The organism is Cupriavidus neocaledonicus, from assembly GCF_000372525.1.
In the GTDB taxonomy this organism is placed as follows: Bacteria; Pseudomonadota; Gammaproteobacteria; order Burkholderiales; family Burkholderiaceae; genus Cupriavidus; species Cupriavidus neocaledonicus.
In genome coordinates, this window is the sequence record NZ_AQUR01000107.1 from 74,859 (window position 1) to 94,174 (window position 19,316).

Below are 19,316 nucleotides of genomic sequence, written 5' to 3' on the forward strand. Positions count from 1 at the left end.
ATGAATTCGCGTTCCCGCTTGCCCTCGCCCGCGCCTCGCGGGCGATCTCCCGTCTCTCCCGTGCCGCGCCAGGCACCCGCGCAGGTCCGCATTATCGGCGGACGCTGGAAGCGCACGCTGCTGCCGGTGCCTGATGCCCAGGGCCTGCGGCCGACGCCCGACCGCGTGCGCGAGACCCTCTTCAACTGGCTGGGCCAGGACCTGTCCGGGCTGGAATGCCTGGACCTGTTCGCCGGCTCCGGTGCGCTCGGCTTCGAGGCCGCGTCGCGCGGCGCGGCCGCGGTGACGCTGGTAGAGTCCAATGCGCGCGTGGCGAGGCAATTGCGCGACAACGTGGCCCGGCTCGATGCCGGACAGGTACGCGTGCTGCAAGGCGACGCCTTCGCCATTGCCGCGCAGCTGCCCGATGCCAGCTTCGACGTGGTGTTCCTCGACCCGCCGTTCGCCGAGGACTGGATCGGCCCGTCGCTGGCGCACGCCGCGCGGCTGTCGCGCCCGGGCGGGGCGGTCTATGTCGAGACCGACCACCCGCTGACCGGTGCCGACGCGCCGGTGCCGGCCTCGCTCGAGATCGTGCGGCACGCCCGGGCCGGGGCGGTGCATTTCCACCTGCTGCAGCAGCGCGTGCCGGGCCACGGCGCCGCCTGATGCACCAGCCCCGCGGGCCGCGCCTGGCGCCGCGGTTTTGGAAAGGGGAAGGGCCCCTTCCTGATTGCGGAACCGGTTCTTGGGTGCACTGCCGCAAAACGGTGCCCCCGGCGACTTCCAAGCGGGGCATTTAGGGTTACACTACGCCGCTGTCACAACGCTCGCGACGCAGCACCCATGCCGGCCCGGCCGGCGCAAGAGGCGGCCCCTTTCACGGCCGGCAGCGGGCAGATCAAGGAGGAAGTATGGTCAGCGCGGTCTATCCCGGCACCTTCGATCCAATGACCCGGGGACACGAGGATCTGGTCCGCCGTGCGTCGAACATCTTCGACGAACTGGTGGTCGGCGTGGCGCACAGCCCCAACAAGCGCCCGTTCTTTTCGCTCGAAGAGCGCATCAGCATTGCCCGCGAAGTGCTCGGGCACTATCCCAACGTGCGGGTCGAGGGCTTCTCCGGACTGCTCAAGGACTTCGTGCGCAAGAACAATGCGCGCGTGATCGTGCGCGGCCTGCGCGCGGTGTCCGACTTCGAGTACGAGTTCCAGATGGCGGGCATGAACCGCTACCTGCTGCCCGACGTCGAGACCATGTTCCTGACCCCGTCGGACCAGTACCAGTTCATCTCCGGCACCTTCGTGCGCGAGATCGCGGTGCTTGGCGGCGACGTCAGCAAGTTCGTGTTCCCGTCGGTGGAACGCTGGCTGCAAGAGAAAATCGCCAAACCGGAATAAAATACGGCTTCAGACACGTCAGACCGCGGCCAGTCGGGCGCGGGCGTGTCCGCAGGAAGGAAACACCATGGCGCTGATGATCACCGACGACTGCATCAACTGCGACGTTTGTGAACCCGAGTGCCCGAACGAAGCCATTTCGATGGGGCCCGAGATCTACGAAATCGACCCCAACAAGTGCACCGAGTGCGTCGGGCACTTCGACGAGCCGCAATGCCAGCAGGTCTGCCCGGTCGCGTGCATTCCCAAGGATCCGAACCGCGTTGAGACCCATGAGGTACTGATGCAGCGGTACCGGCTGCTGACCGCGGCCCGGCACGCGGCCTGACGCCGGCCACGCTTGGCCAGGCCTCGTTATCCTGGCTGCTCGCCGCACAAAAAAAGCCCCCGGCACCGCAAGGTGACGGGGGCTTAACCTTTCCCCAATTACTACGGTTACTGCCTACTGCACTGCGCGGTCAGGCGCCGATCGGCTTGCCGTCGGCGCGGTGCACCACGATGGTGGACGAGCGCGGCGGCTTGGCCGCGTCCGGCCACTTGCCGGTCGGGTGCTGGATGTTGATGAAGCAGGTGGTCAGGTCCGGCGTGTAGGCGATGCCGGTGATCTCGCAGCCGGTCGGGCCCGCCAGGAAGCGCTTCGACTGGCCCGTCGGCGAGATGTAGTACATGCTGTTGTTGCCGAAGGTGCCGGTGTAGGTGGCGCTGGTGCTCGAGTCGGTCTGCACCCACAGGCGGCCCTTGGGATCGACGCGCAGGCCATCCGGGCTGGAGAAGGTGTCGCCGTTGATGTTGCCCTTCAGGTTGTCCGTGGCCAGCGAAGGGTCGCCGGCCTGCAGCAGGATGCTCCAGGTGAAGGTCGTGGCCAGCGGCGAATTGCCGGCTTCCTTCCACTGGATGATATGGCCGTGCAGGTTGTTCTTGCGCGGGTTGGCGGCGTCGGTCTGCTGGCGCCCGCTATTGTTGGTCAGCGTGCAGTACAGCGTGTTGTCCGGCGCGGCGGTGATCCACTCGGGGCGGTCCATCAGCGTGCCGCCAGCCACGCGCGCGGCGGACTTGGTGTTGATCAGTACGTCTGCCTGCGTGGCGAAGTCGACCGTGGTCGGCGCCGGCGACACCGCCGACTGGGTCCAGTTGCCCGGGTCCGAGGCGCCGACGGTCAGGCCGTTCTTGCCTTGCGACAGCTCGATCCACTGGCCGCTGCCGTCGGCGTTGAACTTCGCCACGTACAGCGTGCCGCTGTCCAGCAGGTTGGCGTTGGCGGCGCGGTTGTTCGGATTGAAGGCCTTGCTCGGCACGAACTTGTAGATGCAGCCCGGGGTGCCGTCGTCGCCCATGTAGAAGGCTACGTTATTGCTGGCATCGGTGATGAAGGCGACGTTCTCATGGTCGAAGCGGCCCATCGCGGTGCGCTTGGCCGGCGCGCCCAGCGTGCCGTACGGATCGATTTCCACCACCCAGCCGTAGCCGTTGTCGGCCTGGGTCGGGTCGATGTAGTTGTCGGTGCTTTCCTCGCAGGTCAGGTAGGTGCCCCACGGGGTGTGGCCGCTCGAGCAGTTGTTGAGCATGCCCACCACGGTGGCGCCGATCACCGGTGCGGCCGGGCCGCCCACGCGGTACAGCGTGTTGCCGGTGTAGCGCTTGTTGTAGATCGAGTCGCGCTTGACCTGCCACTTGCCGCTGGCGGCCAGTTCCACTTCGATCACCGAAATGCCCACCGCCGACAGGGCGATGCGCTTTTGCTCCGGGCTTGCGGTGGCGGCGTCGTAGGCGGTCGGGAACAGGATGTTGTAGTCCGGCAGCTCGTGGTTGATCGCCAGCAGGCCGCCCTTCTGCGGATCGACGCCAGGCAGCGCGAAGTAGTGCATGCCGTCGTGGTTGCCGCCGGCCTGGCGCTCGGTCTCGGCCGACGACTGGAAGGCGCCGGCATAGCCGGTGGCACCGGCTTCGACCGGGTCGCCGGCGGAGAACAGCACGTCGACGCTGTAGCCGCCGGGCACCACCACGGTATCGGCGGTGGACTTGGCGATCGGCTCGAAGGTGACCTCGTAGCTCGGCGTGGCCGGCGCCGGTGCCGGGGCCGGAGCGGGTGCCGGGGCAGCGGCCGGTGCGGGCGCCGGAGCGGGATCGTCATCACCGCCGCAGGCGGCCAGCAGGCCGCTGCCGAAGGCCGACACCAGCGACAGGCCGAGGCCGCCGCGCAGCACCCGGCGGCGGGCCGGGTTGGCGGCGACGATGTCCTCGAGCATCTGGCCGGGCACGTCAACGTCGGGCTTGGCGGCGCGGCTTGCGGCGCGCGCTTCGTCGGTCAGGTACGACATGGGCTTTCCTCCTGTGGGATGTCATGCGCATCGGCAACCATGCGATACCGACGCGATTGGAAACCCCGCAATTTAGGTGGTGCCCATGGCGCTTTGATGACACTATGTCTGCAACTGCAGACCGGTGCGCCCAAACGACGACGGGCCGCGGATGCGGCCCGTTTTCATGCTGCTGTCGCAGAAATATGCTGGCTGGCGTGAGGGCGCTCAGCGCGCGGTATGCAGCTGCGCCATGGCGCGCTCGGCATCGCCGCGGGCGAGCAGGCCGAGCGGCTCGATGCAGCGGTCGATCGCGGCATCGATGGCTTCCTGCTCCTCGCGCCGCGGTGGCTTGAGCACGAAGTTGACCACGTCCTCGCGGCCCGCGCCGGCACCGCCGGGGGCATTGCGCGGATGGCCCACGCCCAGGCGCAGGCGCCAGTAGTCCTGCGTGGTCAGGTGGGCCGAGATGTCCTTCAGGCCGTTGTGGCCGCCCGCGCCGCCGCCGCGCTTGAGCTTGGCGGCGCCGGCCGGCAGGTCCATCTCGTCATGCACGACCACGATCTCGCCGGGCAGGATCTTGTAGAAGCGCGCCAGCGACACCACCGCCAGGCCGGAGCGGTTCATGAAGGTCGACGGCTTGAGCAGCCAGACGTCCTGGTCCCAGAGCCGCGCGCGCGCGGCGAGCCCGTGGAAGCGGCCCTCGACGCGCAGCGTGGCGCCGCCCATGCGGGCCAGCTGGTCGACCAGCCAGAAGCCGGCGTTGTGTCGGGTGGCCTCGTACTCCGCCCCGGGATTGCCGAGGCCGACGATAAGCTTGATCATGCGTGTGACTGTGTCGTTGGCGCGCGGGACTGCGCCACAGGCGCCAAGGATACCGAAAAACCGGCAGTCCGCTGCCGGGCGAAAAAAAACCGCCGCAAGCGCGGCGGTTTCTTCGTGGCGCGGCCCGCGGGCCGCCACCGCTGCGGCAGCTTAGGCAGCCGGGGTTTCGCCAGCGGCTTCGCCGCCTTCGGCAGCTTCCGACACGGCGCCAGCCGGTTGCGAGATGCTGGCGATGGCCGGGTTGTCGTCACCGTGGGTGATCACGGTCACGCCCTTCGGCAGCTTCAGGTCCGACAGGTGCAGGGTCTGGCCCAGCTCCATCGCGCCGACGTCCACTTCGATGAACTCAGGCAGGTCGGCCGGCAGGCACGACACTTCCAGGTCGTTGACGATGTGGTTGACCAGGCCGTGGCCCAGCTTCACGCCAGGAGCGGTTTCCTGGTTCATGAAGTGCAGCGGCACCTTGACGTGGATCTTGTCGTTGGCCGACACGCGCTGGAAATCGACGTGCAGCACCAGCGGCTTGAACGGGTGCATCTGGAATGCGCGCAGCAGCGCCTTTTCCGACTTGCCAGCGACTTCCAGGTCGAGGATCGACGAGTGGAACGCTTCCTTCTTCAGGGCGTGCCACAGGGCGTTGTGATCCAGTTCGATCATCTTCGGCTCGGCGGCGCCGCCGTAGATGATGCCGGGGGTCTTGCCCGAATTGCGCAGGCGGCGGCTCGCACCCGTACCCTGTACGCTACGCTCGAAAGCGACAACTTTCATGATGACTCCAAAAGTAAGAAGGCTGTCCGCGACCAGACAGCCTCGTTGCGGCGCAAAGGGAAAAATATGCGCCGATCCAATCACGCCGGGCGCCGCTTTGCCGTAGGACCGGCGGCGCTCAACGCAGTAAAGCCTTAAATTCTATCAGGAACCCGCGAACAGCGACATGATCGAGTCGCCCTTGATAATGCGGGTGAAGGTCTCGGCCAGCAGCGGGGCGGTCGAGAGTTGACGGATCTTGGTGCACTTGGCGGCTTCTTCCGACAGCGGGATGGTGTCGCACACCACCACTTCGTCCAGCGCCGAATCCGCGATGCGGGCCGCCGCGCCGCCCGACAGCACGGGGTGCGTGCAGTAGGCGAAGACCTTCAGCGCGCCGCGCTCCTTCAGCACCTGCGCGGCCTTGCACAGCGTGCCGCCGGTGTCGATCATGTCATCCATGATGACGCAGTTGCGGCCTTCGACTTCACCGATGATGTTCATCACCTCGGCCACGTTGGCCTTGGGACGGCGCTTGTCGATGATGGCCAGGTCGCAGTTCAGTTCCTTGGCCAGCGCGCGGGCACGGACCACGCCGCCGACGTCGGGCGAAACCACCAGCAGGTCGCCGTAGTTCTTCTCGCGCAGGTCGCCCAGCAGTACCGGCGAAGCGTAGATGTTGTCGACGGGGATATCGAAGAAGCCCTGGATCTGGTCGGCGTGCAGGTCCATCGTCAGCACGCGCTCGACGCCGGCGACTTCCAGCATGTTGGCGACCACCTTGGCCGAGATCGCCACGCGCGCCGAACGCGGGCGGCGATCCTGGCGGGCATAGCCGAAGTAGGGCATGGCGGCGGTGATGCTGCGGGCCGAGGCGCGCTTGAGCGCGTCGACCATCACCATCAGTTCCATCAGGTTGTCGTTGGTCGGCGCGCAGGTGGACTGCAGCACGATGACGTGCTTGCCGCGAACGTTTTCCTGGATTTCGACCTGCACTTCACCGTCGGAGAAACGGCCAACCTGAGCCTTGCCCAGCGGAATGCCGAGGTGCTGTACGACAGCCTCCGCGAGTTTGGGGTTGGCGTTGCCGGTAAATACCATCAAGCCTTCGCTGCTCATTCGGGGCACCTGTCTTGCTGCTGGGGGAGCTTGGTGTCACCGGCGAAGCCGGTGACTTGGAGATATCGTGTTCCGTTAGGACACTATAGGAAGTAATGGCAGGGGAAGAAGGATTCGAACCTTCGAATGCCGGAATCAAAATCCGGTGCCTTGACCAACTTGGCGACTCCCCTACACAACCGGGCCGTTCTTCGTGGTACCAACCTGCCGTACCGCGCCGAACGAAAACTTGCTATGCGAACGTCGCGAGCGGGTGATGTGCCAGACTTCTCACACACCTGCCATCCCATTCGGGCGGCAACCTTTCCAAAACCTGCTGCGCTGTTCTTGCGTCAGGAAAACGCGCAAACACGCAGGCTCCGGAACCGGTCATCCGGGCATGCTGATTGTGTTGCTTCAGCCATGCCAGGGCTCGGGCGACTTCGCCGAACTTCGCTGTTGCTATCGGTTCCAGGTCGTTGCGACCGAAATCGAATTTGTTTGTGCGAGCAGCGAAGACCGCAATTATGGAGATCGGTGTATCCCTTGTCAAGCACTCGTCCGAAAAAATTTCAGCGGTGGGCACGTGCTGCTTCGGGTGGATGATCACGAACCAGCTGTCGGGCAACTCGACCGGCGTGAGCTCCTCGCCGATGCCCTGCGCAAACGCGTTCTCGCCGAGCACGAACACCGGCACATCGGCGCCCAGCGTCAGCCCGATCCGCATCAGCTCGGCGCGCGTCAGCCCCAGGCCCCACAGGTGGTTCAGCGCCAGCAGCGTGGTGGCGGCATCGGAAGAGCCGCCGCCGATGCCGCCGCCCATCGGCAGGACCTTGTCGATGGCGATCTCGGCACCGAAGGTGGTGCCGGTGGCGGCCTGGAGCGCGCGCGCCGCGCGCACTACCAGGTCGGTCTCGGCCGGCACGCCGGGCACCTCGGTGACGCGCGCGACCACGCCGTCGTCGCGGCGGCGGAAATGCAGCGTGTCGCACCAGTCGACCAGCTGGAACACGGTCTGCAGCGTGTGGTAGCCGTTGGCGCGGCGCCCGGTCACGTGCAGGAACAGGTTGAGCTTGGCGGGCGCGGGACAGTCGCGTAGTTCTGGCGGGGGCAGGGGCTGGCTGCGTGGCATGGTGCGGGGATGGGGCCGAGGTTGCGGAGGTTATGGCGGCGGTTATGGCGACCGTTATGGCGGCCGTTATGGCGTCTGGGGATCGATCACCAGACGCACCGACAGCGGATTGCTGCCGGCGTCGCGGGCCAGGTCGATGCGACGCGGCACCTGAGTGGCTGCAGTCGCGGCGGCTGGCGTCTCCTGCCAGGCGACGTAGCGCACGGTCCAGCCGTTCTGCGCCAGCGTCGCCAGCCGGCCCTGCTCGTCGCGCGTGGCGCGCGCCGGCGTGCCCTGCGTGGGGCGCCCGTGCAGCCAGTCGCGCATGCCGGCCACCGGCAGCGCGAAGCCCAGCGCTTCCTCCATCAGGGTATCGACCTCGGGCGCGTTGCGCGGCGGCTGGTTGGGCAGGTCGAGCGTGGCGCCCGACGGCGTCGCGGTGACCACGGCCAGGGTCTGGCCAAGCGGCGAGACCAGGTCGAGCCGCACGTTGCGGCCCTGCTCCTCCCAGCGGAAGCTGCCCTGCACGCCCTCGTCGCGCCCGTAGCGCACGTAGCTGGCGGAGAAGCGGCCGGTGTACTGCTGGCTGGCGGCGTCGTGGTCGACATCGAAGCTGCGCGACGGCGCCACGCTGGCGCACGCCTGCGGCAGCAGGGGCGCGCCAAGCCAAAGCAGCGCCAGGCGTCGGGATCGGTTCATGGGCATGGTCGTGAGGGCGGCGGCGCGGCGGCCGCCGGGCTGACGGGAATCCGGCGCCGCGGACCGGCGTGGCCGGCCACGGTGCGCGGGCTTACCTGGGGGCTTGCACGTTGACCTTGTAGCGGCGCAGCGTGTCGATCAGGGTTTCGTTCTCGGGATCGATGCGCACGGCCTCGGTCCAGGTCTTGCGGGCCTCGTCGTGTTCGCCGAGCTGCCACAGCACCTCGCCCAGGTGCGCGCCGATTTCGGCCTCGGGGGCCTTGGCGTAGGCGTTGCGCAGCAGTGCCGCCGCGGGTTGCAGGTCGCCCATGCGGAATTTGACCCAGGCCAGGCTGTCCATGATGTACGGATCGTCCGGCCCCAGCTCGGAGGCTCGCTCCAGCAGCTTGAGCGCCTCGGGCAGGCGCTCGTTGCGGTCCGCCAGCGAGTAGCCGAGGGCGTTGTAGCCCTGCTTCTGCTGCGGCTGCAGAGCAATCACGCGGCGCAGGCCGGTTTCCATGCTGGCGTAGCGCTTCTGGCGTTCGTCCAGCATGGCCAGCTCATAGATCCAGTCGGCGTTGTCGGGCTCCGCCGCGATGCGGTCGTTCAACACCTTGCGGGCGCGGTCGTAGGCCTTGCTCTCCATCAGCGTGGCCACTTCGGCCTGGCGGATGGCGGTGACGCGCTGCGAGCGCTGACCGGGGTCGGGGATGTCCTCGGCGTCGCTGAGCATCTCGCCGAACAGCGCCTGGGCGTCGTCGAGCTTGCCCATGCGCGCCAGCAGCTGGGCGCGCTTGGCGGTGGCCGCCGGTGCCAGGCGGATGTCCTCGATGCGGTCGAGCCAGCGGATCGCGCCGGCGTAATCCTTGCGCTCCTCGGCGATCTGCGCCAGGTACTGGTAGGCAATATCGGGATTGGCGCTGGGCTGTTTTTCGACCAGCTGCAGGTATTCCTGCAGGTACTGCTCGGCTTCGCCGTAGTTCTTCGCCTGCAGGCTGGTCAGGCCCAGCGCCAGCGGCACGCGCGGGTCGGCGGGGGCCACCTTGCGCAGCGTCTCGAATTCCTGGCGGGCCGCCGGCATATCGTTCTTCAGCAGGTACAGCCGTGCCAGCGTGATATGGCCGTTGACCGATTCGGGCGACTTTTCCAGGAAGCGCTTGAGCACCGCCACCGCTTCGTCGGGCTGCTTCTCGGCGCGCAGTTCGGCGGACATCAGCGCGGCCGCCTCATAGCCGGGCCGCAGCCGCAGGGCCTGGTCGAGCGCGGCCAGCGCGCCCGGCTCGTCGCCGGCGACTTCGCGCGCGCGCGCCAGCGCCAGCTGGGTTTCGGGCAGCTTGATTTCGTTGCGGGTCAGGTCCTGCAGCAGCGTGGCCGCGCCGGCGGGATCGCTGGTGCGCGACAACTGCTGCTGCAGCTGCAGGATGGCATCGCCGCGCTGGCTGGCCGGCACCGCAGCCAGTTGCTGCTGCAGCAGCGGGCGGGCGTCGTCCCAGCGGCCGTTGAGCACCAGCAGGGTCGACAGCACCTGGCCGGCCGCCGGCGAGGTCGGAGAAATCTCCTTCCACAGGCGGGCGGCGTCAAGCGCCTGCTGCGGGATGCGCGCGTTGAAAGCGATCTCGGTGGCGCGCTGGGCGAAGCGCGGGTCGCGGGTCTGGCGCGCCAGTTCCAGGTAGGTGCGGTAGGCCGGGCCGATCAGGCCGCGCTGGATGGAAATCTCGGCGGCGAGCACCATATAGACGATATCGTCGGTCAGCTCCAGCGACGGCAGTGCCGGACGCGCGGGCTTGGCCGCCGGGGTGGTGTCGGCCGCGGCCAGTTGCAGCATGGGCAGCGAACCGGCGCCGACGGGGGGCGCGGCGTGGCTGGCGCCCGCCGCCGCTGCCAGCAGCGCGCCGGCGGCCAGTGCGCGCACATGGCGCCGCGGGGCCTGCCACCAGCGAGCCAGGATGCCGGCGCGGCGCGCCGTGCGCGAGCCGGCGCCCGGCGATGTGGTCAGGCCGCCGCCCGCGGTGGCTTGCAACGTGGAGTCCGGTATCAGGTCCGGCATCAGGTCCGACATGTATTGAGTGCTCCGGCGCGCGCTGGCGAAGGATGGGAGATTGCGCATTGATAAGGGCATTGTAGCCTGCCGCTACAATGCGCTGCTTGGCGCCGCAGGCCGGCGCCGCCAGGCGCTGCAGGAGTTTTGAGCGGTAACCAACGGAGAGGTTCGATGCCTGAATTGCCCGAGGTCGAGGTGACCCGGCGCGGCTTGCTGCCGCATGTGGTGGGGCGGCGCATAGCCGCGGTCACGGTGCGCCACCGCGGCCTGCGCTGGCCGGTCGAGCCAGACCTCGAGGCGCGGCTGGTCCAGCGCCTGGTGCGTCGGATCGAGCGCCGCGGCAAGTATCTGCTGCTGGAGTGCGTCAGCGCCGACGCGGCGCAGCCGCCCGGCTGGCTGCTGGTGCATCTGGGCATGACGGGCACGCTGCGGGTGCTGCCGGAGGCGCCACCGCCGGGCACGCACGATCACTTCGACCTCGTGCTCGAGGCCGGGCCCGGCGCCGCGTCTCCAGCAACATCCGGCCCGCGGCCAGGCACCATCGTGCTGCGCTTCCGCGATCCGCGCCGCTTCGGCGCCATCCTCTGGACTACGCTGCCGGAGGCGGAACTGCCGTCGCATCCGTTGCTGAGCACCCTCGGCATCGAGCCGTTCGATCCCGCCTTCGACGGCGCCTGGCTGCACCGCCATACGCGCGGTCGCAGTGCCGCGATCAAGACCGTGCTGCTGTCGGGCGCAATCGTGGTGGGCGTGGGCAATATCTACGCATCCGAAAGCCTGTTCCGCGCCGGCATCCATCCGAGCACGCCGGCCGGGCGCCTGAGCCGCGCGCGTTGCGACCGGCTGGCGCAGGCAGTGCGGGACACCCTGGCGCAGGCGATCGAGCGCGGCGGCAGCACCCTGCGCGACTTTGTCGGCAGCGACGGTGCCAGCGGCTACTTCCAGCTCGATTGCTTTGTCTACGACCGCGCCGGCCTGCCATGCAAGGTGTGCGCCAAGCCGGTGCGCCAGATCGTCCAGGGCCAGCGTTCCACCTTCTATTGCACCAACTGCCAGCACTGACCGGCGGCCGGAGTGCTTCAGGGGGCGCCCGTCGCCCCGCGTCGATGGCTCGGCGCAACACTGGCGCGGTCACCGCCATGCAAGGGGCGCGAATTCCACAAAAGCGCCGTGGAAACCTGTATCGTGTGCGCAGTCATAAAAAGTTACAAAATGGCCGGTCGCGCGTCATTGGCAGGGGTGCGGACCGGCCTTGCGCGAACACGGGCATGCCGCACAGGTGGCGGGCCCCGAGGTAAAACCAAGTCAGCCCAACAGCTCCATGACAACGCTCGCCCACCAATTCGAACAATATGGCGCCTGGAGAACCGGGGTCCTCCAGTCACTGGCCGAATTCCAGTCCTGGCTGCAGCAGCACGACCTGTACGATGCGCAGGCCGACGACCGCGTGCAGCGCATCCAGAGCGTGCTGCGCAGCGACCGCCTCAAGGTCGCCTTCATCGCCGAGTTCTCGCGCGGCAAGAGCGAGCTGATCAACGCCATCTTCTTTGCCGACTACGGGCGCCGCATCCTGCCGTCGTCGGCGGGGCGCACCACCATGTGCCCGACCGAGCTGCGCTACGACGAGGCCGAGCCGCCCAGCATCCGCCTGCTGCCGATCGAGACGCGGCTGCAGGACGCGTCCACCGCCGACTTCATCGAGGCCGGCACCTCGGCATCGCACTGGCATTCGGTGCCGCTGGACCCGTCGTCGCCCGACGGCATGCTCGAGGCGTTCCAGCACGTGGTGCAGACCATGCGCGTGCCGCCCGAACAGGCCGAGGCGCTCGGGCTGTACCACGAGAACGACCCCGATGCCGCCTATGCGGTCGATGCCGAGGGCATGGTCGAGATCTCGCGCTGGCGTCACGCCGTCATCAATTTCCCGCATCCGCTGCTGCGCCAGGGGCTGGTGATCCTCGACACGCCGGGCCTGAACGCGATCGGTACCGAACCCGAGCTGACGCTGCGGCTGATCCCGGATGCGCACGTGGTGGTGTTCGTGCTGGCCGCCGACGCGGGCGTGACCAAGAGCGACCTGGAGCTGTGGCGCAGCCATGTCGGCGCCGGGCACCGGCGCGGCTGCCTGGCGGTGCTGAACAAGATCGACGGGCTGTGGGATCCGCTGCGCCAGCCCGGCGAGATCGCGCAGGAAATCGCGCGCCAGGTGTCGACCACCGCGCAGGTGCTCGGCATCGAGCAATCACGCGTGTATCCGGTGTCGGCGCAGAAGGGGCTGGTGGCCAAGGTCACGCACGACGACACCCTGCTGGCACGCAGCGGCCTGCCGGAATTCGAGCACGTGCTGTCGGACCAGCTGATCCCGCGCCGGCGCGAGATCGTCTCGGACCAGGTCTACCGGCTGGTGCAGGACATGGCGCGCGCCGCGCAGCAGCTGCTGCAGAGCCGCCGCCGCGATATCGTCGAGCAGCTGTTCGAGCTGCGCGGCCTGCGCGGCAAGAACCATGCGATGGTCAAGCACATGCTGATGCGGGTGCAGGGCGAGAAGGACGAGTTCGAGCAGAGCATCGGCAAGTTCCAGGCGCTGCGCCTGGTCTTCGGCCGGCACAGCGCCGACATCATCAAGAGCCTGCAATTGCGCGACGTGCGCCGCACCATGCGCAGCGCGCGCGAGCAGATGAAGGAGCGCTTCTTCTCGCGCGGCCTGCGCGACGACATGGACGCGCTGTTCGCCCAGCTGAGCGGGCTGGTCAGCGATGCCGACAATAAGATCGGCCAGCTGCACCAGCTGATCGAAAGCATGTACCGGCGCTTCAATGCCGAGCACGGCTTCACGCTGCCGGCGCCGATGCAGTTCACCGCCGAGCGCTACCTGGCCGAGCTGCAGGAGACGCTGCGTCTGGTGCAGGCGCATTTCGGCACGATCAGCATGCTGACCCGCTCGCGCCCGCAGCTGGTGCAAAGCGCGTTCAACACCATGGCCAGCCGCGTGCTGGACAATTTCCGCGGCCTCAACCGCGATATCGAGGTCTGGCTCAAGTCGGTGATGACGCCGCTGGAAGCGCAGGTGCGCGAACACCAGAAGCAGCTGCGCCGGCGTGTCGATTCGATCGAGCGCATCCATGAAGCCACCGACACGCTGGAAAGCCGTATCGCCCAGCTGGAAGAAGTGCTGAACGGGCTGGACGAGCGCAGCGGGCGCATCGAAGGCTTTGCCCAGCGGTTGATGCGGCCGGCGGCCGATGCGGACGGTGCCAGCCTTGCGGTAGCGTAGCCGGGCCGCTCCCGCCGACCGGTATATCATGTGGCGCCGCGCCTTGCGGCGCCATTTTCTTTGGCGCGCCGACACTCCGTATGCGCGCGCCACGCCGTTGCCACACCGATGCCCCGCAAACCAGCCCCCCGCACCGCACCCGCCCTGCCCGACGACCTGTGCGTGCCGCCCGACTTCGGCGCGCGCGTGGTCGACTGGCAGCGCCGGCACGGCCGGCACGACCTGCCGTGGCAGAACACCCGCGACCCGTACCGCATCTGGCTGTCCGAGATCATGCTGCAGCAGACCCAGGTCAGCGCGGTGATCGATTACTTCCAGCGCTTCGTCGCGCAGCTGCCCACGGTTCAGGACCTGGCGGCCGCGCCCGCCGACCAGGTAATGGCGCTGTGGGCCGGGCTGGGCTATTACTCGCGCGCGCGCAACCTGCACCGCTGCGCCATGCAAGTGGTCGGCGAGCATGGCGGGCGCTTTCCTGGCGACCCCGCGGTGCTGGTCACGTTGCCGGGCATCGGCCGCTCCACCGCGGCGGCCATTGCGGCATTCAGCGCGGGGGTGCGTTCCCCGATCCTGGACGGCAACGTCAAGCGCGTGTTCGCGCGCTGCTTCGGCATCCATGGCCATCCGGGCGAGCGCGCGGTGGAGACGCGCATGTGGCAGCTGGCGGAACTGGCCTTGCCGGCGCCCGGTCCGCGCCAGGGCGAGGACATGGTTGCCTATACACAGGGGTTGATGGACCTTGGCGCGACCGTGTGCTCGCGTGGCAAGCCCGCCTGCCTGGCCGATGCCGAAGCGTGTCCGCTGTCCGCCGATTGCGTCGCGCGCCGCGACGGCCTGACCGCCGTGCTGCCCGCGCCCAAGCCGCGCGCCCCGATCCCCGAGCGCAGCACGGTGATGCTGCTGGTGCGGCGCGAGCGTGAAGTGCTGCTGCGCCTGCGCCCGGACAGCGGCATCTGGGGCGGCCTGTGGAGCCTGCCGGAGATGCCGGTCGACACCGTTCCCTTCGACGCGGAAGCCGCCGAGGCCCGCGCGCTCGACTACGCGCGCGCTTTCGGCACGCCCGCGCGCGCCGTGCTCGCCGGCGAGCTGACCCATGTGTTCACGCACTTCCGCCTGCTGATCCGCGCCATCCGGGTCGACCTCAGTGCGGATGCGAACCTGGTGCGGCAGGACGGCGTGGCGCCGGCCGGGCAGCGCTGGCTGTCGCTCGACGATCTCGATGCGCTGGGCACGCCCGCGCCGGTGCGCCGGCTGCTGGAGGACCAGGCGCGGGTGGGCTTGTTCTGAAGCACGGGCAGGGCCGCAGGGCGGGGCGAAAGGCCGCCTACAGCATGTGGTTCTGGCGCATGTAGCGGTGCACGATCTCGATGCGCATGCCCGCGTCGGGCAGGGCCATCAGCATCTGCTTGGCCTTCAGCGGCACCGGCAGCAGCTCGCACAGCCGGTTGGCGACCCAGCTCGGGTCGTCCCACAGGTAGGGCTCGTCGAAGGGCATGCGGTCGGGCTGCTCGGCGTGCAGCCGCGTGACGATGCGGCGCAGCGCGTCCAGGCATTCGCCCAGCAGTTCCAGCTTGCAGTCGATGATGTCGGGAGGGAGCACCTCGGCGCGCGCCACCATCAGGCCGTCGTCGCGGGTCTCGTGGCTGATGATATGGAAGCGCTCGCGGCCGCGCGTGTGGATCAGCAGCACGCCCAGTTGCTCCATGTTGCAGTCGACGATTTCGGCGAGGCAGCCGACCAGCTCGGGCACGGTGGGCTGGTTGGGCCGGGCCACCTCCTCGCCGCTGGCAATCAGGCAGACGCCGAACGGCGCGCTGTCGCGCAGGCAGTTGCGCACCATGTCGACATAGCGCGCCTCGAACACGCGCAACGGCAGCCGTCCACCGGGAAACAGCACCGTGTGCAGGGGGAACAGCGGCAGGTTTTCGAGCGTCCGTGCCGGGTCTTCGGGCCCTGCGGGACGGTAGAGGTCGGTCGAGGACATGCGTGCAGGCTTGGGGTCGCGCAGCATTGGGCCGCCAGGCCGACGCCGCGCTCAGATGCCCCGTGCAGCCCGGGGTGCCATGCCGCGTGCGTCAGCCCGCCGGTGCGAGCTCTCGGTGTCTGACCAGCACATTACCATGTGCCCGGAAATAGTTGGCGAGCCTTTCGGCAATATAGACCGAGCGATGCTGCCCGCCGGTGCAGCCGATTGCCACGGTCAGGTAGCTGCGGTTGTCGGCAATGAAGCTTGGCAGCCACTTTTCCACGTAGGCGCGGATATCCTCGGCCATCGCAAGCACCATCGGCTGCGCCTGTAGGAAGTCGATCACCGGCGTGTCGCGGCCGGTCAGCGGCCGCAGCGCCAGGTCGTAGTACGGGTTGGGCAGCGAGCGCACGTCGAACACCATGTCGGCATCGCTGGGCACGCCGTGCTTGAAGCCGAACGATTCGAACAGCAGCGTCAGGCGCTGGCTGTCGTCGCGGATCAGTTCCTTGATCCAGCTGCGCAGGGTATTGGTGCGCACATTGCTGGTGTCGATCCGGTGCGCCGCTTCGGCGAGCGGGCTCAGCAGCGCGCGCTCCATCTCGATCGCTTCCATCAGCGCCGTGTCGTTGAAGGCGCCACTGCCGGCGGCGCCGTCGGTGCGCGCCGACAGCGGATGGCGGCGCCGCGTCTCGGAATAGCGCTGCACCAGGGCATCGGTGCTGGCGGTCAGGAAAATGACCTCGACCTGGTGCTCCGCGGCCAGCGCGCGCACGGTGTCGGGCAACTGGTCGAGCGACTCGCGGCTGCGGATGTCGGTAGCCACGCCCAGGTGCGTGTAGCCCTGGCCGTCGAGGTAGCGGGTCAGTTCAGGGATGAACTGCGCCGGCAGGTTGTCCACGCAGTAATAGCCTGCATCTTCGAGGACGTTCAGTGCGACGGACTTGCCGGAACCGGATATGCCGGTGATGAGGATGATGCGCATAGCAACTGAAGCATAGCATCAGGTGCCGGCTGCGTCATGACAGCGCGTTGACACCAGCAAAAATGGCGAACCTTCCGGTTCGCCATGCTGCTTTCCAGCCCGGGTGCTCAGGCTGCCTTCGACAGGCATTCCTTCATGTGGGCCTTGTATTCGTCGCCCTTCTTGCCCTTGCCGGACTTGCTGCAGGAAGCCATCTTGTCCTGCTGGCTCTTGGATGCGCCCGACTTCGACAGGCATTCCTTCATGAATGCCTTGCGTTCGTCGCCCTTCTTGCCGGAGGCCTGCGCGTTGCAGGCCTTCATCTTGTCCTGCTGGGTGTTGGCCGCGGGCTTGTCCGGATTGGCCGGGGTAGCAGGCGTGGCCGGCACGGCAGGCGTTGCCGGAGCCGTGGCCGACGGCTTGGCCGGCGTAGCAGGGGTGGCCGGCGTGGCGGTCTGCGCGAAGGCGCTGGCCGCGAACAGGGGGGTGACCAGCGCGCACACTGCAATCAGGGTCTTCATGCTTGCTCTCCTCGGGAGTGGACAACCTTATCGCCGCGCGCCGGGGTCGGCGTCGCAGCTTCCGTAACGGGCGTGATGCCCATTACCGCACAAAACGGAGCATGCCTGAGAAACGTTGACGAGCGCGTACCACGCCGTTGTAAGCAATTGAAAACCGCGACGGACGGGCCCTTAAAGCAGGCGGCCCTGGCCGCGCGAGACGGCATCGGCCTGCATCGCGGCGCGCTGGCGGTCCATGAAGTCGCGCAGCGTGTCGATGCCGCGCAGGCGCAGGATGGTGTTGCGCACGGCGGCCTCGACCAGCACCGCAAGGTTGCGGCCCGCCGCCACCTGGATCTTGACCATGTGGATGGGCAGCCCCAGCACGTCCAGATACTGCGAATCCAGCGGCAGCCGCTCGAATTCGCCGTCGTTGCGCCGCACCAGCTGCACCACCAGCTTGATCTTCATCTTTCGCCGCACCGCGGTCTCGCCAAAGATGGTCTTGATGTCGAGCAGCCCCAGGCCGCGCACTTCGAGCAGGTTCTGCAACAGCGGCGGACAGCGGCCCTCGATGAAATCCGGCCCCAGCCGGACGAAATCGACGGCGTCGTCGGCCACCAGCCCGTGGCCGCGCGAGATCAGTTCCAGGCCCAGTTCGCTCTTGCCCAGGCCCGATTCGCCCATGATCAGCACACCCATGCCCAGGATGTCGAGAAACACGCCGTGCATGGTCACGCGCGGCGCCGAGATGCGCGACAGGTACAGGCGCAGGTGGTCGATCACGGCGGCGGAAGACACCGGCGTGGTGAACAGCGGCGTCGACGAGCGCGTGCAGCGCAGTTCCAGGTCCGGCGGCGGCTCCATGCCGTCGGCTATCACCAGGAACGGCGGCTCGAGCAGGATCAGCTCGCCCATCTGGCGCTTGCGGGTCTCGTCGTCGAGCCGCTGGTAGTACGTGATTTCGGGCTTGCCGAGGACCTGGATCCGGTTCGGGTGGATCAGGTTGAGGTGGCCCACCAGGTCTGCGGCGGAGGTCGCTTCGCGGGCGAATTCCACGTCGAAGGCGCGGTCCGCGCCCTCCAGGCCAGCGACCCACGAGAGTTTGAGGTCGGCTGCGTTGTCGTCGAAGATGGACTGGGAGGTGACGCCGGTGAGTTCCATGCGTGTTGACTGGTAAGGCGGTGTTCGAAGCGCGTGGCGCCTGCCCGGTCTGGTGCCGGCCCGCTGTGGGGAATCAGTGGATCAGGGATGCCATGCGATCAGCAGTTCATGCACGGCATCGGGCGTGGGCAGCGTCGCCAGGCCCTCGCGCATGTCGCGGTCCGACAGTAGTTGCGCGATCTCGGACAAAATTTCCAGGTGCTGCTGCGTGGCCTGTTCCGGCACCAGCAGGAAGATCAGCAGCGAAACCGGCTTGCCGTCCGGCGATTCGAACGGGATCGGCTCGGCCAGGCGCATGAAAGCGGCCAGCGGCTGCTTCAGGCCCTTGATGCGCCCATGCGGGATCGCCACGCCGGCACCGAGTCCGGTCGAGCCCAGCGACTCGCGCGCGAACAGGTTGTCGGTCACGATGGCGCGCGCCACGCCATGGTTGTTCTCGAAGAGGAGCCCGGCCTGCTCGAACACACGTTTCTTGCTGGTGACGCTGACGTCGAGGGTGATGTTGCCGGGTGGCAGCAATTTGGCCAAACGATTCATGGGCGATGCGCAGGATTTCAGTTAGCGGGCGGATCGGTCCGCCGGGCAGCGGCTGGTTTGCTGACCGCTGCGGGCGCGGCTGGGAAGACGTCCGGCCCATTATAGAGCAGCGTCTGCCCTAGCATTGTGCGGTGCAGCGCGGGCAGGCGCGGCCACGATTTCTCTCTCTTTGTATGGCGCAGCATACACCTTGGCGCTGCGCTTGCGAACACTTCGGGCCTTCATGCGCGAGCAGCGTTTGCTTGGCTGCCACAGCGGGGCCGGCGCCGGGGCGCAAAAAAGCCGCGCTTCGTCGGCGCGGCTTGCCTGTGGAATCCTGGTTCAGCAGCCCGCTGCGGGCCGCCGGGCACGGGGTTTACTGCTGCATTTGCGCTGCGGCCATCTGGTACTTGACCGCTTCGCGGTCGTGGCCTTGCACGCGATCCTTGTAGCGAATCACCTGACGGTCCAGCTTGTCGACGAGTGCGTCGATCGCCGCATACAGGTCTTCGTGATGCGCCTCGACAAAGATGTCCTTGCCCTTGAGATGCAGATTGATTTCCGCGTACTGACGCCGGTCCTTTTCCTTGTGATTGTCGACAGAGAGCAGCACGCTAACGCCAATGACTTGATCGAAATGCCTGACGATTCGCTCCAGCTTCGTTTCCACGTACTCACGCAGAGGGGGCGTGATGTCCAGGTGGTGTCCACTGATCTTGAAGTTCATAGCGCTTCTCCTTCTGAAAGAGCCTCACCAGG

The 19,316-nt window shown here is 67.8% G+C and carries 19 protein-coding genes and 1 tRNA gene; 6 read left to right on the forward strand and 14 right to left on the reverse strand.

All coding sequences use genetic code 11. The features are described from left to right. The 3 genes from rsmD to A3AG_RS0128535 all read left to right on the forward strand — a co-directional run bounded on the left by rsmD (position 1) and on the right by A3AG_RS0128535 (position 1,707). Positions 1-648 (forward strand): 16S rRNA (guanine(966)-N(2))-methyltransferase RsmD, encoded by a 648-nt coding sequence (gene rsmD / locus A3AG_RS0128525; protein ID WP_026164541.1) that lies wholly within the window; start codon positions 1-3, stop codon positions 646-648. Positions 649-893: 245 nt separating this feature from the next. Next, positions 894-1,379 (forward strand): pantetheine-phosphate adenylyltransferase, encoded by a 486-nt coding sequence (gene coaD, locus A3AG_RS0128530; protein WP_012351649.1) that lies wholly within the window; start codon positions 894-896, stop codon positions 1,377-1,379. Between the two features lie 67 nt (positions 1,380-1,446). Beyond that, positions 1,447-1,707: a YfhL family 4Fe-4S dicluster ferredoxin gene (locus A3AG_RS0128535; RefSeq protein ID WP_012351650.1), complete on the forward strand. Its 261-nt coding sequence runs from the start codon at positions 1,447-1,449 to the stop codon at positions 1,705-1,707. Between the two features lie 130 nt (positions 1,708-1,837). Here A3AG_RS0128535 and A3AG_RS0128540 read toward each other — a convergent pair whose 3' ends face one another. From A3AG_RS0128540 to A3AG_RS0128575, 8 genes are all read right to left on the reverse strand, one after another. Then, entirely contained in the window at positions 1,838-3,697 is a 1,860-nt protein-coding gene (locus tag A3AG_RS0128540) for a PhoX family protein (protein WP_018008694.1), read from the reverse strand. 207 nt (positions 3,698-3,904) lie between these two features. Further along, positions 3,905-4,501 carry an aminoacyl-tRNA hydrolase gene (gene pth, locus A3AG_RS0128545; protein ID WP_018008695.1) on the reverse strand — a complete coding sequence of 199 codons (597 nt, stop codon included), beginning with the start codon at positions 4,499-4,501 and terminating at the stop codon, positions 3,905-3,907. Positions 4,502-4,651: 150 nt separating this feature from the next. Then, positions 4,652-5,269 carry a 50S ribosomal protein L25/general stress protein Ctc gene (locus A3AG_RS0128550; protein ID WP_012351653.1) on the reverse strand — a complete coding sequence of 206 codons (618 nt, stop codon included), beginning with the start codon at positions 5,267-5,269 and terminating at the stop codon, positions 4,652-4,654. 144 nt (positions 5,270-5,413) lie between these two features. After that, positions 5,414-6,367, reverse strand: coding sequence for a ribose-phosphate pyrophosphokinase (locus tag A3AG_RS0128555; protein WP_018008696.1), 954 nt, complete (start codon positions 6,365-6,367; stop codon positions 5,414-5,416). Positions 6,368-6,463: 96 nt separating this feature from the next. Next, positions 6,464-6,540: transfer RNA gene (locus A3AG_RS0128560), tRNA-Gln, on the reverse strand. 59 nt (positions 6,541-6,599) lie between these two features. Next, positions 6,600-7,478 (reverse strand): 4-(cytidine 5'-diphospho)-2-C-methyl-D-erythritol kinase, encoded by an 879-nt coding sequence (ispE, locus tag A3AG_RS0128565; protein ID WP_018008697.1) that lies wholly within the window; start codon positions 7,476-7,478, stop codon positions 6,600-6,602. A 66-nt stretch (positions 7,479-7,544) separates the two neighbouring features. After that, on the reverse strand, positions 7,545-8,156 hold the full coding sequence (lolB, locus tag A3AG_RS0128570; RefSeq protein ID WP_018008698.1) for a lipoprotein insertase outer membrane protein LolB: 612 nt from the start codon (positions 8,154-8,156) through the stop codon (positions 7,545-7,547). A 91-nt stretch (positions 8,157-8,247) separates the two neighbouring features. Next, a complete protein-coding gene (locus A3AG_RS0128575; RefSeq protein WP_018008699.1) occupies positions 8,248-10,194 on the reverse strand; it encodes a tetratricopeptide repeat protein in 1,947 nt (648 codons plus the stop codon). Between the two features lie 153 nt (positions 10,195-10,347). Here A3AG_RS0128575 and mutM point away from each other — a divergent pair, with 153 nt between their 5' ends. The 3 genes from mutM to mutY all read left to right on the forward strand — a co-directional run bounded on the left by mutM (position 10,348) and on the right by mutY (position 14,734). Next, entirely contained in the window at positions 10,348-11,238 is an 891-nt protein-coding gene (gene mutM, locus A3AG_RS0128580) for a bifunctional DNA-formamidopyrimidine glycosylase/DNA-(apurinic or apyrimidinic site) lyase (RefSeq protein ID WP_018008700.1), read from the forward strand. A 259-nt stretch (positions 11,239-11,497) separates the two neighbouring features. Beyond that, entirely contained in the window at positions 11,498-13,450 is a 1,953-nt protein-coding gene (locus A3AG_RS0128585; protein WP_018008701.1) for a dynamin family protein, read from the forward strand. A 108-nt stretch (positions 13,451-13,558) separates the two neighbouring features. Further along, positions 13,559-14,734: an A/G-specific adenine glycosylase gene (gene mutY, locus A3AG_RS0128590; RefSeq protein ID WP_018008702.1), complete on the forward strand. Its 1,176-nt coding sequence runs from the start codon at positions 13,559-13,561 to the stop codon at positions 14,732-14,734. 37 nt (positions 14,735-14,771) lie between these two features. Here mutY and A3AG_RS0128595 read toward each other — a convergent pair whose 3' ends face one another. The 6 genes from A3AG_RS0128595 to hpf form a co-directional block, all read right to left on the reverse strand. Further along, positions 14,772-15,431 carry an LON peptidase substrate-binding domain-containing protein gene (locus A3AG_RS0128595; protein ID WP_026164542.1) on the reverse strand — a complete coding sequence of 220 codons (660 nt, stop codon included), beginning with the start codon at positions 15,429-15,431 and terminating at the stop codon, positions 14,772-14,774. Positions 15,432-15,522: 91 nt separating this feature from the next. Next, positions 15,523-16,398, reverse strand: a complete 876-nt coding sequence (gene rapZ, locus A3AG_RS0128600) for an RNase adapter RapZ (RefSeq protein ID WP_018008704.1) — start codon at positions 16,396-16,398, stop codon at positions 15,523-15,525. Positions 16,399-16,505: 107 nt separating this feature from the next. Next, a complete protein-coding gene (locus tag A3AG_RS0128605) occupies positions 16,506-16,898 on the reverse strand; it encodes a PsiF family protein (RefSeq protein ID WP_018008705.1) in 393 nt (130 codons plus the stop codon). A 171-nt stretch (positions 16,899-17,069) separates the two neighbouring features. After that, complete coding sequence (hprK, locus tag A3AG_RS0128610; RefSeq protein WP_012351664.1) at positions 17,070-18,041, reverse strand: HPr(Ser) kinase/phosphatase; 972 nt, start codon at positions 18,039-18,041, stop codon at positions 17,070-17,072. Positions 18,042-18,122: 81 nt separating this feature from the next. Then, a complete protein-coding gene (locus A3AG_RS0128615) occupies positions 18,123-18,578 on the reverse strand; it encodes a PTS sugar transporter subunit IIA (RefSeq protein WP_018008706.1) in 456 nt (151 codons plus the stop codon). A 355-nt stretch (positions 18,579-18,933) separates the two neighbouring features. Further along, positions 18,934-19,284 carry a ribosome hibernation-promoting factor, HPF/YfiA family gene (gene hpf, locus A3AG_RS0128620; RefSeq protein WP_010814386.1) on the reverse strand — a complete coding sequence of 117 codons (351 nt, stop codon included), beginning with the start codon at positions 19,282-19,284 and terminating at the stop codon, positions 18,934-18,936. Between the last annotated feature and the right edge of the window lie 32 nt (positions 19,285-19,316).

Coding starts and splice junctions, on each gene's coding strand:
- lolB (WP_018008698.1), bottom strand. CDS start 8,156: ATGAACCGATCCCGACGCCTGGCGCTGCTTTGGCTTGGCGCGCCCCTG.
- A3AG_RS0128595 (WP_026164542.1), bottom strand. CDS start 15,431: ATGTCCTCGACCGACCTCTACCGTCCCGCAGGGCCCGAAGACCCGGCA.
- A3AG_RS0128535 (WP_012351650.1), top strand. CDS start 1,447: ATGGCGCTGATGATCACCGACGACTGCATCAACTGCGACGTTTGTGAA.
- ispE (WP_018008697.1), bottom strand. CDS start 7,478: ATGCCACGCAGCCAGCCCCTGCCCCCGCCAGAACTACGCGACTGTCCC.
- rapZ (WP_018008704.1), bottom strand. CDS start 16,398: ATGCGCATCATCCTCATCACCGGCATATCCGGTTCCGGCAAGTCCGTC.
- mutY (WP_018008702.1), top strand. CDS start 13,559: ATGCCCCGCAAACCAGCCCCCCGCACCGCACCCGCCCTGCCCGACGAC.
- A3AG_RS0128605 (WP_018008705.1), bottom strand. CDS start 16,898: ATGAAGACCCTGATTGCAGTGTGCGCGCTGGTCACCCCCCTGTTCGCG.
- pth (WP_018008695.1), bottom strand. CDS start 4,501: ATGATCAAGCTTATCGTCGGCCTCGGCAATCCCGGGGCGGAGTACGAG.
- coaD (WP_012351649.1), top strand. CDS start 894: ATGGTCAGCGCGGTCTATCCCGGCACCTTCGATCCAATGACCCGGGGA.
- A3AG_RS0128550 (WP_012351653.1), bottom strand. CDS start 5,269: ATGAAAGTTGTCGCTTTCGAGCGTAGCGTACAGGGTACGGGTGCGAGC.
- A3AG_RS0128555 (WP_018008696.1), bottom strand. CDS start 6,367: ATGAGCAGCGAAGGCTTGATGGTATTTACCGGCAACGCCAACCCCAAA.
- A3AG_RS0128615 (WP_018008706.1), bottom strand. CDS start 18,578: ATGAATCGTTTGGCCAAATTGCTGCCACCCGGCAACATCACCCTCGAC.
- rsmD (WP_026164541.1), top strand. CDS start 1: ATGAATTCGCGTTCCCGCTTGCCCTCGCCCGCGCCTCGCGGGCGATCT.
- hprK (WP_012351664.1), bottom strand. CDS start 18,041: ATGGAACTCACCGGCGTCACCTCCCAGTCCATCTTCGACGACAACGCA.
- A3AG_RS0128575 (WP_018008699.1), bottom strand. CDS start 10,194: ATGTCGGACCTGATGCCGGACCTGATACCGGACTCCACGTTGCAAGCC.
- mutM (WP_018008700.1), top strand. CDS start 10,348: ATGCCTGAATTGCCCGAGGTCGAGGTGACCCGGCGCGGCTTGCTGCCG.
- A3AG_RS0128585 (WP_018008701.1), top strand. CDS start 11,498: ATGACAACGCTCGCCCACCAATTCGAACAATATGGCGCCTGGAGAACC.
- A3AG_RS0128540 (WP_018008694.1), bottom strand. CDS start 3,697: ATGTCGTACCTGACCGACGAAGCGCGCGCCGCAAGCCGCGCCGCCAAG.
- hpf (WP_010814386.1), bottom strand. CDS start 19,284: ATGAACTTCAAGATCAGTGGACACCACCTGGACATCACGCCCCCTCTG.